This window comes from Serratia sp. L9, from assembly GCF_050632285.1.
Classification (GTDB): Bacteria; Pseudomonadota; Gammaproteobacteria; order Enterobacterales; family Enterobacteriaceae; genus Chania.
On record NZ_CP192591.1, the window covers coordinates 4,268,611 to 4,284,893 of the forward strand.

16 protein-coding genes and 1 pseudogene are annotated in these 16,283 nt (G+C 49.6%); 9 read left to right on the top strand and 8 right to left on the bottom strand.

Annotated features, from left to right (window positions below):
• Positions 1–345: 345 nt before the first annotated feature.
• Entirely contained in the window at positions 346–681 is a 336-nt protein-coding gene (locus ACQ86O_RS20340; protein WP_431222603.1) for a hypothetical protein, read from the top strand.
• Between the two features lie 880 nt (positions 682–1,561).
• On the opposite strand, the gene ACQ86O_RS20345 is transcribed toward ACQ86O_RS20340, so the two are convergent.
• The 7 genes from ACQ86O_RS20345 to ACQ86O_RS20375 all read right to left on the bottom strand — a co-directional run bounded on the left by ACQ86O_RS20345 (position 1,562) and on the right by ACQ86O_RS20375 (position 8,173).
• Positions 1,562–1,963 (bottom strand): hypothetical protein, encoded by a 402-nt coding sequence (locus ACQ86O_RS20345; protein ID WP_431222604.1) that lies wholly within the window; start codon positions 1,961–1,963, stop codon positions 1,562–1,564.
• A gap of 45 nt (positions 1,964–2,008) precedes the next feature.
• Positions 2,009–2,623 carry a hypothetical protein gene (locus tag ACQ86O_RS20350; protein ID WP_431222605.1) on the bottom strand — a complete coding sequence of 205 codons (615 nt, stop codon included), beginning with the start codon at positions 2,621–2,623 and terminating at the stop codon, positions 2,009–2,011.
• Between the two features lie 353 nt (positions 2,624–2,976).
• Positions 2,977–3,258, bottom strand: coding sequence for a YjeO family protein (locus ACQ86O_RS20355; RefSeq protein ID WP_431222606.1), 282 nt, complete (start codon positions 3,256–3,258; stop codon positions 2,977–2,979).
• Between the two features lie 70 nt (positions 3,259–3,328).
• Entirely contained in the window at positions 3,329–4,678 is a 1,350-nt protein-coding gene (locus tag ACQ86O_RS20360) for a c-type cytochrome (protein WP_431222607.1), read from the bottom strand.
• 11 nt (positions 4,679–4,689) lie between these two features.
• On the bottom strand, positions 4,690–6,474 hold the full coding sequence (locus ACQ86O_RS20365) for a GMC family oxidoreductase (RefSeq protein WP_431222608.1): 1,785 nt from the start codon (positions 6,472–6,474) through the stop codon (positions 4,690–4,692).
• 2 nt (positions 6,475–6,476) lie between these two features.
• Positions 6,477–7,202, bottom strand: coding sequence for a gluconate 2-dehydrogenase subunit 3 family protein (locus tag ACQ86O_RS20370; protein ID WP_431222609.1), 726 nt, complete (start codon positions 7,200–7,202; stop codon positions 6,477–6,479).
• A gap of 308 nt (positions 7,203–7,510) precedes the next feature.
• Positions 7,511–8,173, bottom strand: a complete 663-nt coding sequence (locus tag ACQ86O_RS20375) for a transglycosylase SLT domain-containing protein (protein WP_431222610.1) — start codon at positions 8,171–8,173, stop codon at positions 7,511–7,513.
• A gap of 109 nt (positions 8,174–8,282) precedes the next feature.
• Here ACQ86O_RS20375 and ghoS point away from each other — a divergent pair, with 109 nt between their 5' ends.
• The 6 genes and pseudogenes from ghoS (at position 8,283) to ACQ86O_RS20405 (ending at position 13,311) form a co-directional block, all read left to right on the top strand.
• Positions 8,283–8,582, top strand: coding sequence for a type V toxin-antitoxin system endoribonuclease antitoxin GhoS (gene ghoS / locus ACQ86O_RS20380; RefSeq protein ID WP_431222611.1), 300 nt, complete (start codon positions 8,283–8,285; stop codon positions 8,580–8,582).
• A 129-nt stretch (positions 8,583–8,711) separates the two neighbouring features.
• Positions 8,712–9,650 (top strand): metal ABC transporter substrate-binding protein, encoded by a 939-nt coding sequence (locus tag ACQ86O_RS20385; protein ID WP_431222612.1) that lies wholly within the window; start codon positions 8,712–8,714, stop codon positions 9,648–9,650.
• Positions 9,647–10,535: pseudogene (locus tag ACQ86O_RS20390) on the top strand (manganese/iron ABC transporter ATP-binding protein). The gene ACQ86O_RS20385 and the pseudogene ACQ86O_RS20390 overlap by 4 nt, the downstream one beginning before the upstream one ends.
• Entirely contained in the window at positions 10,535–11,398 is an 864-nt protein-coding gene (yfeC, locus tag ACQ86O_RS20395) for an iron/manganese ABC transporter permease subunit YfeC (protein ID WP_431222613.1), read from the top strand. The pseudogene ACQ86O_RS20390 and the gene yfeC overlap by 1 nt, the downstream one beginning before the upstream one ends.
• Positions 11,398–12,243 (top strand): metal ABC transporter permease, encoded by an 846-nt coding sequence (locus ACQ86O_RS20400; protein ID WP_431222614.1) that lies wholly within the window; start codon positions 11,398–11,400, stop codon positions 12,241–12,243. The genes yfeC and ACQ86O_RS20400 overlap by 1 nt, the downstream gene beginning before the upstream one ends.
• Before the next feature lie 198 nt (positions 12,244–12,441).
• A complete protein-coding gene (locus ACQ86O_RS20405; protein ID WP_431222615.1) occupies positions 12,442–13,311 on the top strand; it encodes a fructosamine kinase family protein in 870 nt (289 codons plus the stop codon).
• Between the two features lie 48 nt (positions 13,312–13,359).
• Here ACQ86O_RS20405 and ACQ86O_RS20410 read toward each other — a convergent pair whose 3' ends face one another.
• Positions 13,360–13,920 (bottom strand): YniB family protein, encoded by a 561-nt coding sequence (locus ACQ86O_RS20410; protein ID WP_431222616.1) that lies wholly within the window; start codon positions 13,918–13,920, stop codon positions 13,360–13,362.
• Between the two features lie 195 nt (positions 13,921–14,115).
• Between ACQ86O_RS20410 and ACQ86O_RS20415 the strand changes: the two genes are divergently transcribed.
• Positions 14,116–15,405: an HdeD family acid-resistance protein gene (locus ACQ86O_RS20415; protein WP_431222617.1), complete on the top strand. Its 1,290-nt coding sequence runs from the start codon at positions 14,116–14,118 to the stop codon at positions 15,403–15,405.
• 51 nt (positions 15,406–15,456) lie between these two features.
• Positions 15,457–16,122, top strand: coding sequence for a hexitol phosphatase HxpB (hxpB, locus tag ACQ86O_RS20420; protein ID WP_431222618.1), 666 nt, complete (start codon positions 15,457–15,459; stop codon positions 16,120–16,122).
• Positions 16,123–16,283 lie beyond the last annotated feature (161 nt).

Genomic DNA, 16,283 nt, shown 5'->3' on the forward strand with positions numbered 1-16,283 from the left:
TGACTATAATGACATAGATAATTTACTGATACATTTGCATTAAAAACGGATCGCTTTACGTTTCGTGCCAGCTTTTATGAGGGAATTTATGCTTAAAAAAACCATTGTGAGAACAATAGCGCTGACATTTTTTGTCAGTTTTTCATCCTTTTCGGGCACCGTGATTCAGGACCTGTCGGCCTGCGATGCTTCTTTTTTACACAAATGAACAGCAAACAGATAAATTAATTAATTCAGCTCTCAAATGCAGGTAATATCAAGGAAAAAGAAAACATTGCTATAGATGCAAAAAATTATCGGGATGGCAACTTGACGCTTAATAAATACATCAACAGATATAGCAACATGAATAAACACCAGGAAGGTTCTGGTGAGTATTATTTCTGGGGGTTTGAAACCAGCGAAAATTACGATTCGGTGATCAAAAAAGTCGGAAAGCAAGTTTCACTGCTCGATAATGGTGGGATTTATATCCACAATCCGATGATAAAAGAAGTCAATAACACTCAATGGTCGATAAACAGTAAGCCGAGCGCGGGCACACTCCCGGGTAAAGAAGTGGCTGAGAAGCTGTTTTTCATTGAGAAAAATGAGGATGGGACCACATCTTTGCTTTGCACCTTACAAGGCGTTTTTTCTGACACCGATCTGAAAACCGTCCGCCCTGACTTGAAGCAATAGCATACTGCTAACACCCCACCAACCAGCAAGCTGAAAACAGGATGTTTCCAGCTTATTCTCACAACGCGATGCTATACTGGCCGAGACTATTCACTCTTCAATACCAAAATAGCAAAGAAGGAAATAATCAAGTATTGAAAGTAAGTATGTTAAGCAACCTCAAACACATTTTTTTGATACTTCTGCGTTTTCGATAGACATATTTACTGCCAGTTTTAATACTGATCCGTTTCCTCCTGTCAATTTCAAAAGCGATGGAGACATAAAGAACCATCAATAAAAGCAAAATTAAAACTCCCATCACAATCCCTTCCTTAATGATATCCCTTTCAAGAAACATTAATATCACTAATGAATATATTATTCACGAGAAAAACCCAGCCCAAATAACACTGTAAAAACAGTAAGGTAGCTTTTGGTTTCGATACAAAAACCTAACATTGACAAGCAACGCTTCTAAAATCAGAGCAATCGCCCACAATAAAATGAATAAAAAGAGTCAAATAATAGACATCACACAAATGATTAACTTAATTAATATATTAAAAGTCAATGTAAAACAGAACTAACATGCCATAAAAGGGTCTCGAAAAACGCCCCTTGGTATAAGGTTATCCTTTTGAAAAAAAGGATTTATATCTTATATTTTCAACACATTGATCACCCTTCGAAAAATGCCCCGGATTTGCGGGGGCGATGGTTTCTGCTTTTCCATGGGAATATCTCCTAAACAAAGGGGAAAGAGACGAACCAGCAGATCTGACCGCAGCATCATTACGACAGGTCGATCAGGCTTGCTGAATACGCACGCGGAAATGGCTGTCACTTTCCATCACTGCCGCAGCGGGCAGGCATCGGAATAATCGCTCAATTGAAGCTTTCAGAAAACATCAACATCAGACACTCTTCCCCCCATTACGACGTATCTTGCTAAGAAAAAATACTCATCGCCACGCTTAGGCGGATTATCCCATGAGTACCCTTCACTCAACGTTACACCTGTATTTTTTATATATGATAGCAATCTTTCATAACTCCCATCAATATTAAGTACCCCGCACATATAAACACTACTGCTTTCTAGGTCGCTTTCATCACTTCGTCCATATTCGAAATAATAATCCTCTGATAATCGAGGTGCATCTCTTATTTCTTTTCGCGTCAGAAGGTAATATTTGAAGAAGTCTTTTTCTGTATAAGTCACATCAGGCATCATAAATAACCACGCCCAATAAAAAACAACTAAGAATACAGTTATTATAAATGTCATCATGACTTTCATTTTAGCTCGCACCCAAATATAAGCTGGAGTTGTTCGTATTTATTACTACATCGTTCTCATACGAAAAAAGTGGCTTAATGGAAGACAAGTAAGAGGGAAGGCCTCTTTTATAGGGTATGTATTACTAGGGGATTCTTCCGAATCAGGGAAAAGAAACACCCTCAACTGGTTGTTTTTATATTTTCCAATCGACCCAAAATAATTCCATATTTTAAATGCATATTCTTTTGATTTTGGTTTAATCATCAACAGATAGTTACGAGCAAGAATAACAGAATAAAAGCCGAGAAGATTAGACACCCAATCTTCACAACTGAAAACGTTATTCGTGAAGCTCGAATAAAAAGAGCTCGATTGCATTCCCTCAAATTGTTGCGAAACACAAAACATCATAGAAAGTGCGATAGCGTGTTTAGTTGCTATCGACAGTCTCTTCTTCATTTTCCATTGGGAATGAACACTGGTTCGGATATGTTTTGTTCCCATAGCCTGGGAGTAGTTAACCAGAAAATAACCCTTAATCAGCGGGTTTGGCTCTTCACTAAGCAACTGCGCCCATAGGGCTCTGGTATCATCCCCTTTCGCATGCCCTTTATCAATCCATCCGAGGTGTTCAGTGTCAATTAACCGGCCAGATTGTATGTCTGCTCTTTTTGTCATTCCCTTTGACTCCCGTTAGGCAATGCAGCAATACCTACCTTTAAGCACATCATTTCACTGTAATTTTGAATATCCCAGCATGAAATGCGAAATTTGATTTCACTGCGACTACTTCACGCTCTCTAACTTTTCACACTACATACCGTTTGCATAAAATGCAACTTACATAAGTTAACTTATTGAGTTTTGCTAATATCTTTCAAAGTAATGAATTTGATAGTTTCCCGGTCCTCGCTATTAACCGTTAATCGCACCCTCGCATAACTAGGCAGCACCTCACGGCAGGTACCTCTGGCTAGAGTATTTGGGATAACCGAATTTATTGATTACCCTGACAGCCCTTAATCAAAGGGCTAGCACATCGCAAATCTAATAAAGAAACGCCACAACCAGAAAGCAATCAATAAAAATAATGCAACATTTAAAGTTGACGATCTAAGCTTTCTTCTTACCACCAGATATATAAATGGCAAAATAAACGGCATAGTTAATGATGCTGTCACATCCCTAGTGTCGTCAATTGCAGACATTCGACGTACATCGCATATATCTTTCACCTCATCACCATCAATGAAATCCTTCTTGTCAACATAAGACAACACTAGAATCGACAATAAACACACAGAGTATTTCATGCTGATAAAACAGAGGATTACCTTCAGAAGGCAGGCCCAGCCTGCCGTAAAAAGGGCCTCGAATGAGGCCCTAAGCGAGATTACTTATCACCACGCGGAGGGATTCCGGCAGCGTTGCACTGCCCATCGCTTTCTCATCGCGGATCATTGAGCGATCTTTACGAACGTCGGCCACATCAGCGGCGTCAATCGGTTTGGCGTTGTTGCCCCAACTTGAACGGATAAAGTTCACCACATCCGCTACCTGCTGGTCATTCAAACGCCAGCCAAATGGCGGCATGGTGAGATTGGACACCGCCCCCTGCACCGCAGGTGTGGTATTCCCGGTCAGCACAATATGGATCAACGAGGTTGCATCCTCGGTTTGTACCACCGGATTGGCCTTCAGCGCCGGGAAGGCACGTTTGTAGCCGACACCGTCGGTGCGGTGGCAGGCAGCGCAGTTATCGACGTACAACGCGGCTCCGGGCTTGCTGTCATTACCGCGCCACAGATCTTTAGCGACGCTATCTTCAACCGGTGCCGCCTGCTGTTTTCCGTCTCGTGGCGGCAGCGTTTTCAGGTAGCGGGCGATCGCAGTCAAATCCTCATCGCTGAGATACTGCAAACTATGCTCGACAACATCGCTCATGCCCCCGAACACCACCGACTTATCGTTACGCCCGGTTTTCAGGAACTCGGTCAGTTCAGCCTCACTCCAGGTGCCTAGACCATCCTTATTATCGCCACGCAGGCTGGAAGCAACCCAACCGTCGATCGGTGCATTACTGCCGGCAAGGTAATCGTCGCCCTCTTTATTACTGAGCGCTTTCTCCTGCATGGTGATGCTGCGTGGAGTGTGGCAAGCACCACAATGCCCCAACCCTTCCACCAGATAGCGACCACGTTCGATAATCGGATCAGCATTGGCATCCGCAGAAAAATCTGCCGGTGAAGGTGCAAACATCGTCCGCCAGATACTCAGCGGCCAGCGCATGGAGAGCGGCCAGGGAATATCCGAGTCCTTGTTGAGCTGTTCCACTGGTTGCACGCCATGCATGAAATAGGCGTACATGGCACGCATATCCTCCTCTTTTACCAACGCAAATGAAGGATATGGCATTGCCGGGTACAGCGTACTGCCATTCTTGGCCACACCTTTACGTACCGCATTGTCGAAGTCCTCAAAGCTGTAATCGCCAATGCCGGTTTTCTTATCTGGCGTGATATTGGTGGAATAGATAGTCCCGATCGGCGTTTCCATCGCCAAGCCACCGGCAAAGGTTACGCCACTTTTGCCATTGGTGTGACACGCCACACAATCGCCAGCTCGCGCCAGATATTCGCCACGCTTAATCAACTCGCTGCTGACCGTAGCATCCTCGGCCAACACAGAGAAACTCAGTGCACTGAGAACCAGTGCGGGAACAAATGCTTTCATCACTCGCATCCTTATGCCTGCACCAATGGGCCTGGGTTTTTCAGATACTGCTCGCGAATAGCACGGGCGGACCAATAAGCCAACGCGGCCACGGTGCCCGTTGGGTTGTAACCCAAGCCTTGCGGGAAGGCCGATGCGCCGATCGAAAACACATTATGCACATCCCAGCTCTGAAGGTAGCGGTTTACCGCGCTGGTCTGCGGATCTTCCCCCATCACCGCCCCACCGTTCATATGGGTGGTCTGATAGCTGGTGGTATCAAAATGACTGTTGGCGTTTTTCGGGCTGCCAGAGATAAGTTTCGGGTTCATCGCTTTGGCAATCGGCGCCATTTTGCTGTACATAAACTGCGCCATTTTGATGTCATTTTCCTGCCAGTCGAACGTCATGCGTAACAACGGCTGGCCAAATACGTTTTTGTAGTTTGGATCGAGATCAAGATAGTTGCTGCGATACGACTGATGCGCGCCATGCGCATCCATCGAAACGTGATGGGTATAGGCATCGGCCACCGCGGCTTTCCATTTGCTGCCCCAAGCTGGCGTGCCAGGGGGCGTCGGGAGACCAGAAATAGGCTTGGTGCCTGCCTGGTTGACCCAGAATGGTGAGCCGCCGACAAAACCCTCTTTGCCGTGGTCAAAGTTATCCGCGTTGAAATCATCCACGGCGACTCCGTTACCGCCTGCACCAATAAACGGATTGGTGTAAACGTCTTTATCGAAGAACGCCTTGATGGTGGTCATGTTCTGATAGGCGAAGTTGCGCCCCACCACGCCATCACCGGTAACCGGGTCGTAGGGTTTACCGATGCCGGAAAGCAGCATCAGGTGCACATTATGGAACTGGAACGCGCCAAGGATCACCAGGTCGGCAGGCTGTTCAATCTCACGCCCCTGGGCATCGATATAGTTGACACCTGTGGCGCGGGTTTTATCGGCGGTCAGATTAACCTTCAATACATTGGCGTTGGTACGCAGCTCAAAGCGCTTTTCCATCCGCAACGCAGGCAGGATATTGACGTTCGGCGACGCCTTGGAATACATGTAACAGGCGTAACCACTGCAGAAGCCGCAGAAATTGCAAGGCCCCATCTGCGCGCCATAAGGATTGGTGTAAGAATCAGAAGTATTGGCAGAAGGCAGATTATAAGGATGGTATCCCACTTCCTGTGCAGCCTTGCCAAACAGCTGGGCGGAGAAAGTATTTTTCTGTGCCTTCAATGGAAAATCATTGGAGCGATCTGGCGCAAAAGGGTTGCCGCCGAGGCCTTTACCCACCAGTTGCCCCTTCACCGTCCAGGCAGTACCAGAAGTGCCGAACACTTTCTCAGCTTTATCAAAAAACGGTTCCAGTTCATCGTAAGTCACCCCGAAGTCCTGGATTGTCATCTCTTTCGGGATAAAATTTTTGCCGTAGCGTTCTTCATAATGGCTACGCATACGCAATTCGATGGGATCGACACGGAAATGTACGCCTGACCAGTGCAAGCCAGCCCCACCGACGCCAGTACCCGGCAAAAACGCCGCTAACTGGCGATAAGGCACTGCCGTCTGGTTGTTGTTATGACGAATAGTCACTGTACTTTTCGACAGGTCCTGGAACAGTTTACGCCGGATGTTATAGGTCAGCTCGTCTATCACCTGCGGATAAGAACCGTCAGGGTAGGTATCGCGCATCGGACCACGTTCTAGCGCCACCACATTCAGACCAGCCTCGGTCAACTCTTTTGCCATAATGGCGCCAACCCAGCCAAACCCGACGATCACCACGTCCTGTTTCTTCATTACCGTTGCCATGCTTATCCCCTCTCTCCCCGAATCGATACTGGCGGGAAGGGATAGCGTTCCCCTCGCTCAACCCAGTCCATAAAGTCGGCACGTGCGCCTGGGAAATTAATCAGTTTCCAACCCACCATGTCTTTATTACCGCCATGGATAGGATCACTGAAAAAGCCTTCACGGCTGTTTTGTAACAGATAGGAGAAGAACAGTTTGGACGGCAGTTGCAGAAATTCGGCTTCACCGGACTCAAACTTCTGCAACATGGCATCCTGTTGCGTACTGTCCAGGTCGGCAAACACCTTGCCGGTGGTTTTCTTGCTGTAGGCATTGGCATCGGCAATGCCCAGGTTGTAAATCTGCTTGGGTACCAGCGACAGTTGGTAACCCATTTCTGTTGGTACATCTGGATTGAACGGCCCTTGCATATACCAGATTGAGCCAGTGGCATAAGAGGTATTCATCTGGCGATCGATAAACTCCGGCACACCGGCCTCCAGAGCACCCGGCCCGCGATCGTCTGCGGGGATCAAGCGAGCAACTACCGCCTTGATAAATGCCCACTCCTCCGGGATAAAGAAGGTTGGCTGGTAATCGGCCTCCTTCGGTTTATCGCTGGCGGCCTGCACCGGTGCTGGTGTCGTCAAGGCCATAACACCGCTGCCGCCGATCACGGCTGCGGGGATCAGCGTCATCGATTTCAGCAGGAAATCGCGCCGAGAATTGCTTGTTTTATCTTCCGACATATCACATCCCATCCAAAAGTAATCACAACTATTTAACCTCAACCTTGCGGCCGATACGGGTTTTTAAAATAATTTGTAACCTTATTGTCTATTTATTGAAGGCGATAATGTGAGCGCCACCGACAATGTTACCGGTAACTATCTGAATGACCGTAAAGTTTTCTTTGTTAAAACATCATTAACAATTTGTGCGATATTTAGATGACAAGACGAGGGAATAATGAGAAATGCGTGCTAAAAGGTGTTTTTCTTGCCCGAGAAAAGCAAAAACCGGCCACGCGAACGGGCCGGTTCCAAAGAATCTGATGTTATTCAGCCATCGCCTGATAAGCGGTGGTGACCTTCCATAAGTAACGCGGCGCCTGCGGTGCCGGATGCTTCTTCTGGATATGTTGATAAAACTCGTCCGGACTCATCTGATTGATGCGGTTTACCGCCACACGTTTATCCGGTGAGAACGTCCGCAGCATCGCTCCCGCCCCATTCACATAAGAAACAATGGTGGCATAGCGTAACGTTTGTGGGTTCGTAATCCCGGCTAGCTGCTGGCTTTGAAGAATATTGATATAGGCTGTTCCCAGATCAATATTTACCGCCGGATCCTTTAATTCACGCGAGCTTGGCTGCCCATTTTTTCCCTTCAGACGATAGGCATCACGCCCAGCGGTTGACGCCTTCAACTGCATTAACCCCACGGCATTCGAGGTGCTGACTACGTTCGGGTTAAACCCGGACTCCACCTGAATTATCGCCTTAATCAGCGTTTCGTCGACGCCATAACTGCTGGCGGCCTGACGAATATAATCGTTATAGGCGACCGGTGTGCCGGTGCGGTTGCTTGGTGTTTGCGGAGGGGGTTTTAACCAACCGCCCGAAGTGCCACTGCTTGTTGTGTTGCCCGTTGTCTGCGGTTCTTTCGCGCAACCGGCTAATAGTATGATTGCCATCAGGCAACCTATTTTTGTTTTCACAGAATCCCTCACTCCTTTCAATGAGTTGCGTAGCATATACAACCGGTAAGGATACCTGCATAACTTTTTTGGTCTATTCTCAGGCTATTCATATAGCAAGAGGTGATTTATGAGTCAATCTTCATCCACATGTTTTGTGGTGGTTTTCAACTATCAGGAAGACGGATTAGCCGATTTAGCCAAGCTGACCGGGCAAATGACCCTGGAGGGTTTTACCACTTCCATTACCGATGAAAATCACGTTCCTCATGAGCTAGGGATCAACAGTTTCGCGCTGATAACCCCATTAGATCAGCAAGATGTGAAAAAATTGGCAGAGGCTCTCGGCGAGGTAGCTTTAGGCAAAAAGCCAGGGGTGACCATCACTACCTGCAGTGACTACATCAGGCAGTTACATGCTGATACATAAAACTCGATAAGTCACCGGGAGGTATTATTCCATTAACAACAAAATAGCCTCCCGCAGCAGGATAGCGACGCTTGACTTTAGACAAAATGATATTGATAATCATTTTCATTTGAGTAAGGAAACGTCATCATGTTCATGAAAAGCAAAGTCTTTTCCCTTCACTATTTTAACAAAGCCATTCTCCGCCCTTGCGCCGTGTTTTGCTTACTGTTAAGCACCGCAGCACTTAGCCAGGGGGCGCAGGCAAAAGATAAACTGCGCGTAGTGACCACCTTCACCATTATTCAGGATATCGCCCAGAACGTGGCGGGCGAAGCCGCTATCGTCGAATCCATCACCAAGCCCGGTGCTGAAATCCACGACTACCAACCCACTCCGCGGGATATCGTCAAAGCCCAGCACGCCGATCTGATTTTGTGGAACGGTATGAACCTGGAGCGATGGTTTGAGCGCTTCTTTGAAAATATCAAGCAGGTGCCCGCGGCAATAATCACCGAAGGGATCACGCCGATGCCAATCCACGAAGGCCCTTATAACGGCAACCCTAATCCGCATGCGTGGATGTCCCCGACCAACGCACTTGTCTACATCGAGAACATCCGCAAAGCTCTGGTGCAGCACGACCCTGACAATGCTGAAACCTACAACCGTAATGCTAAAGCCTACGCAGAAAAGGTGGCCGCGCTGGATGCCCCGCTACGGGAACGTTTGTCACGCATTCCGCAAAGCCAACGCTGGCTGGTGACCAGTGAAGGTGCGTTTAGTTATCTGGCTAAAGATTACCAATTGAATGAGGTTTATCTGTGGCCGATCAATGCCGACGAACAAGGTTCACCGCAACAGGTGCGCCGCGTTATTGATACCGTGCGCGCCAACCATATTCCGGTGGTGTTCAGCGAAAGCACGATTTCAGATAAGCCAGCCAAACAGGTGGCGAAAGAAACCGGTGCGCAATATGGCGGCGTGCTGTATGTCGATTCCCTTTCTTCTCAGGATGGGCCAGTCCCGACCTATATCGACCTGCTTAATGTCACCGTGCAAACTATCGCCAAAGGATTTAATCAATGACCACAGAGGTTTTTGTCCGTCCTGAGCTTAGCGTAGATGACGTAACCGTGACTTACAACAACGGTCACACGGCGATCCAAGATGCCAGTTTTACCCTTAGCGGCGGCTCAATTTGCGCTTTGGTAGGCGTTAACGGCAGCGGGAAATCAACGCTGTTTAAAAGCATCATGGGGCTGGTTAAACCGACTTCCGGTCAGGTGTTGCTGAACCAACAACCGGTCGCCACGGCGTTGAAAAAATATCATCGCCTACGTGCCACAAACCGAAGAGGTTGACTGGAACTTCCCGGTGCTGGTGGAAGACGTGGTGATGATGGGCCGTTACGGCAAAATGAATTTTCTGCGTATTGCCAAGAATGAAGACCGCTTGCGGGTCGATAAGGCGCTGGAGCGCGTTGGCCTGAGTGAACTGCGCCATCGGCAGATTGGAGAGCTTTCCGGTGGGCAGAAAAAACGCGTGTTCCTGGCCAGGGCATTAGCCCAACAGGGCACGGTATTGCTGCTTGATGAGCCTTTTACCGGCGTGGATGTCAAAACCGAAAATGCCATTATCGAGCTGTTGCGCTCACTACGCGATGAAGGCCATATGATCCTGGTCTCAACCCATAACCTTGGCAGCGTACCGGAGTTTTGCGATCGGGTGATCCTGATTAACCGCACCGTGCTGGCCTCAGGGCCGCTTGAGACCACCTTCACGCAAAGCAATCTGGAATTGGCTTTTGGCGGCGTATTGCGCCATATCAACCTCTCCGGTACCGACCTGCATGATGATAACGATCCCCGCACCCTGACGGTATTAACCGACGACGAACGCCCCGCGGTGTTCTACGGCCACACCAAGAGCGATCCTCCAGCACAGAGTCAGCAAAAGGAGAATAACCCCTGATGCTTGAAATTCTGCTGCAACCCTTTAACTACAACTACATGGTCAAGGCCATGTGGGTCAGCGCCATTGTCGGTGCGGCCTGTGCCTTTTTGTCGGCGTACCTGATGTTGAAAGGCTGGTCATTGATGGGGGATGCACTTTCACACTCCGTGGTTCCAGGCGTAGCGGGTGCATACGCCCTTGGCCTGCCCTACGCGGCTGGGGCGTTTTTCACCGGCATGCTGGCCGCACTGGCAATGACGCTGGTACGCCATATCACCCGCCTGCGCGAAGACGCGATAATCGGCTTTATTTTCTCCACCTTTTTCGCCATCGGGCTGCTGATTATTTCTCTCAATCCAACATCGGTAAACGTACAGTCGATTATCTTCGGCAATATTCTTGGTATCGCCGACGAAGACGTGCTGCAAGTCGAGATCATCATCGGCGTTTCGCTACTGATTTTGTGCCTGGTGTGGAAAGACCTGTTGGCGGTATTTTTTGATGAAAGCCATGCGGTATCGATTGGGCTTTCACCGCTGAAACTGAAGATCCTGTTCTTTACCCTGCTCAGCGCCTGCACCGTTGCCGCGCTGCAAACCGTAGGGGCGATCCTGGTGATCGCCATGGTAATTACCCCTGGAGCTACCGCCTATCTGCTGACGGACCGTTTTGGCCGGTTGGTGATCATCGCCATTGCAATTGGTGCCTTGACCAGCGGGATTGGAGCCTATCTCAGCTTCTTTCTGGACGGAGCAACAGGCGGTGTGATTGTCACACTGCAAACGCTGGTGTTCCTGGCGGCATTCCTGTTTGCCCCCAAGCACGGGCTATTGGCATCAAAACGCCGCGTATCACGTGGCCACTCTCAGGAGGGCAACTGATGGAAATGCTATATCAATGGCTCTCCGAGCCGTTTGCCTATTCATTCATGCAGCGGGCGATCGTGGCGGCCATCGTCACCGGTGTGGTCTGCGCCGTGTTGTCCTGCTATCTGGTGCTGAAAGGCTGGTCCCTGATGGGGGATGCCATCTCGCACGCCGTCTTGCCGGGGATTGTATTGGCTTTTGTCTTTGGGATCCCGCTGGCGATAGGTGCGTTTCTTTCCGGTATTTTCTGCGCGATCGCCACGGGGTATTTAAAGGAAAACAGCCGGGTAAAAGAAGATACGGTGATGGGGATCGTGTTTTCCGGCATGTTTGCCTTTGGGCTGGTGCTGTTTGCACGCATCGATACCGATCAACATCTGAGCCATATTCTGTTCGGCAATATGCTGGGGATCACCAACGGTGAGCTGAAACAAACGCTGTGGATTGCTGGTATTACGCTGGCCATCGTGGTGCTGAAGCGCAAAGACTTTATGCTTTACTGCTTTGATCCCAATCATGCACGGGTCATCGGCCTGCCGGTGAAATTACTGCACTACGGTTTGCTGTGTCTGCTGGCGTTGACCATTGTGGCATCATTGCAGGCAGTTGGGGTGATACTGGTGATCGCCATGCTGATCGCACCAGGGATCATCGCTTTTATGCTGTGCCAGAGCTTTGACCGGATGCTGATCGTCGCCACGGTGGTTTCGGTGTTTTCCTGCGTGCTGGGAACCTTGATCAGCTTCCACATCGATGGCGCAACCGGGCCATGTATCGTGATCGTCCAGGCACTATTGTTCGTCGGTGCTTTGCTTTACAGCCACTTTAAGCCGGTTCGGCATACCTTCGCGAAAGGGTAATTCCCTTTCGCTCCCCTGCCACTGAGCAAGTTATAAGCACATCCGTACTTAAATTAATCAATAGCGTATATACTTTGACCTGACATGCGGCGGCGATATTTTCACCGCTAGATAGCGTGGCTGTGCGCCACATCGTGTTTTCGCAGCAGGAAAGACGCTAACCTAATGAAATCGCAGGCAACACAGAAGGGGATTACTATGTGGCAAGCCGTTAGCCGTCTGTTAAGTGAGCATCTTGGCAGCGCAGAAATCCGCGAAAGGACTGAACTACCCGGGGGTGAAATCCATGCGGCGTGGCGCGTGAGTTACGGTGACAGCGAGGTGTTTGTTAAATGTAATACCCGCGAAATACTGCCGATATTTACCGCGGAAGCCGATCAGCTAGCCCTGCTGGCACGCAGTAAAACCGTGCGTGTACCGGAGGTGTATGGGGTTGGCAGCGATCGTGATTACAGTTTTCTGCTGATGGAGTACCAACCGCTTAAACCCCTGGATGCGCACGCAGCGCATTGTCTTGGCCAGCAGTTAGCCCGCCTGCACCAATGGAGCGAACAGCCTCAGTTCGGTCTCGACTTCGATAGCGATCTTGCTACTACCCCACAGCCCAATGCCTGGCAGCGCCGCTGGGCCGAGTTTTTTGCCGAGCAGCGTATCGGCTGGCAACTGCAATTGGCGGCGGAAAAAGGCATGACCTTCGGTGATATCGACGAAATCATAGATGTCGTGTATCTGCGGTTGCAGAACCATCAACCCCAGCCATCCCTGTTGCATGGCGATTTGTGGCCAGCCAACTGTGCCCTGTCCGCCGATGGCCCCTTCTTGTTCGATCCGGCCTGCTACTGGGGAGATCGGGAGTGCGATTTAGCTATGCTACCGCTTTACCCCGATTTGCCCGCTCAGATATATGACGGTTACCAAAGCGTTTGGCCTCTGGAACCCGGATTTATTGAGCGCCAACCGCTGTATCAGCTTTATTATCTGCTTAATCGCAGCAATCTGTTTGGTGGCCAACATCTGGTTGCGGCACAACGGGCCATTGATAGGCTGCTACATCCAGAAACGCTATAAACAGCAAGGGCGCTGCAAGCAGCGCCCTCAATCGTCTAATCCGCCTGCTCAGGCAGCGCCAGCCATTTGCCCCAACAGCTTGAGTGCAAAATAAGCCACCACGGCGATGGTGATCGGCAAAATGTACAACGGGAAGTACTGCAGGAAAATGGTATGGTGCGGCAACGTAACCCGCTCTTCCAACTGCGCACGGGTATGCCCTTCGCTCCCTTTTGCCTGCTCCAGGATCATCTGATCTTCCAGCCCTTCACGAATAAACTTCACCTGACGCGACATCCTTGCCCCGGAAGCTTGCAGGGCCAACCCGACAAAAATCAGAAAATAGATAATGATAAACATCAGATTTGGGCCGCTAAACAGGCTCTTCTCGACGTCCGGCACCGGCGAGTTATACCAGAAGATATTCAGGAATGGCGTATTGAAGCGCACCATATCGACCATCACGTGGACAAAATCCAGCATCACTGCGTTGATCCCTGCGGATTTTTCACTGTGCTGATACACAAAGCCCAACAGAGAAACCAGCGTTGAGAGTAGCGCCGGGATGAAAACAATCCATCCCAAAATACGTTTCAGTATGGCAACGCGCCCAGCTTGTTGATACGTCATGTGTTCCCCTTGTAAGTGACGTAACCATTATTGGGGTAAGTCTACCTGTAGTTAATCAAACTCGCCCACCGTTTTCTTTTCCTGCCGTTGAGCAAAAATGATGAAAACCAAGGCATGCTGCTGTCCGAGCGGCACCACGGAGTTTTTACTTAAATAGATATATAGTTAAAGCAATCTTTGTCATAAGGGTTCGCCATGATTCAACTGATCATTTTGCTTCTGGGATCTCAGGCACTACACAGCCAGCGCCGCGTGTTATCCCTGTTCGGCGGGTTCTGGATGGCGGTTGGTCTATTAATGCTGTTTGATGTTTTACAGGATGGCCGCTCTGTGCTGGCGCTGGATGCACTGGCCGTCATGCTGGTACTGGAAGGCATTGTGGCCATATCCGTAGCATTGATGATTGGAGCCACCGCCAGTCGTCCGGTGTTATTGAAAGGAGTCGGCTTCCTTTTCCTGGCCTTTCTGATGTGGGATGTTCCCGCCGACGATAATATTGTCGCAACACTGGTGTTTGGCACCGCGTTGCTGCTGGATGGCGCGGTACGAATCGCTTCATCCACCATTATCCAGCACAGTCGCTGGAAAATCGTCGCTTTGGCTGGCGGGTTCGAAATTATCCTCTCGCTGGTGATCTTTATCGGTTGGCCAGTGCCCCATCGTATGACCATGCCTTTTTGCGTCGGTATCATGATCATGCTTTCCGGGTGGGCCTTGCTGCGTATGGCTAAAAGGCTCAAACACTTTTCCCTTAATCAGAGCCAGCAGCAACCCGCTATTACCGACGAGGCACAACCCTTGACGGTACACGTCTGGACGCCGGTAGCCGCCGCAACAGACGCACAGCGGCGCTATATCGTCGACCGTTATATTGCCGCCGTTGATGGTAAAGGTTCTATTTCTACCGGGCACGCTTCACTGTCGCTGGCACCAGATGTTTATATCAGCCACTACCCGCTTAACGATATCAGCCATTCGGTACAGGGCTTTCGCGCTCTGCTGCATGCCGGAGAGCAAAATAATGTGCCTGGGCGATTTTTACCGGGCCTGCAGCAAGAAATTGCCGATTGGTGCCCACCAGACAAGAAAATCCATTTTCGCAGCTATAACCCCGCAGCCCTGCGCGACTTCTGGTTACGCTACCGCCAGAACACCACTTATAACCTGACGCGCCGCAACTGTTCTACTGCGGTTATCCTGGCTCTCGACAGCGCTTTGGAAGGCGTACTCGGTGGTAAAAACCTGTGGTGGCGCTTTCTGTCTCTGGTGCTTGACCCCAATTTGTGGATGCTGGCCATTCTGCGTAGCCGTGGCGAGAGCATGACCTGGACTCCAGGTCTGGTGCTGGATTACGCCCGTATGCTGCAACAGGTTACTGAACGGCAGGACCAGCGTTGGCTGAGCAAACTGACTGAACTCTGGCATATCCTGCGTTTTGGCAAATCCCGCAAAACCCGGGTGGTACAGGCGCGCGAACAAAGATGATAAAGTGAAGAAAACCTTTTCCTTTACCGATTCAGTTGGAGTTAATCATTAATGGCTTATTCGCAACGCATAGAGACCGCTATCTTTGATATGGACGGTTTGCTGATTGATTCAGAACCTCTGTGGCTACAAGCGGAGCTGGATATATTCAGCTCTTTGGGGTTGGATTTGTCAGACCGCCATAATCTGCCCGATACCCTTGGCCTTCGTATCGATCTGGTGGTGAAAATGTGGTTCCAGGCCATGCCGTGGCAAGGCGTTTCTCAAGAAGAAGTGGCCAGGCGTATTATCGAGCGGGCGATTGAGCTGGTCAGTGAACAACGCCCGCTGCTGCCTGGGGTGCAACAATCGCTGGAGCTGTGTCGCAGCCTGGATTTGAATATCGGCCTGGCCTCCGCCTCCCCGCTGCATATGCAACAGCAGGTGTTGAAAATGTTCGATCTGGAAAGCTATTTTGATCAACTGGTTTCCGCCGAATATTTGCCTTACAGCAAACCCCACCCGGAAGTCTATCTGATTGCTGCTGAACGCCTTGGCAGTGAGCCGCAGCACTGTATCACGCTGGAAGACTCCTTCAACGGTATGATTGCCACCAAAGCGGCCCGTATGTGTTCAATTGTTATTCCTGCCCAGGAATACAGCCAGGATCCGCGCTGGTCTCTGGCTGACTATAAACTGCAAAGTCTGGAGCAATTGACTGCCGAACATTTTGCATGAACCTGATGGCACCGGCCCCACCGGTGCCATTTTTCCCGCAAAAAAATAAATGAAACATCATTTCATTTTTATTGAATTCAAAGTCCATCCGCACTATGCTTATCCGATAAAGAAAACGCCGGGCCTTTGGTGACACTGTCACTGCCACGCGGTCCAGCCGA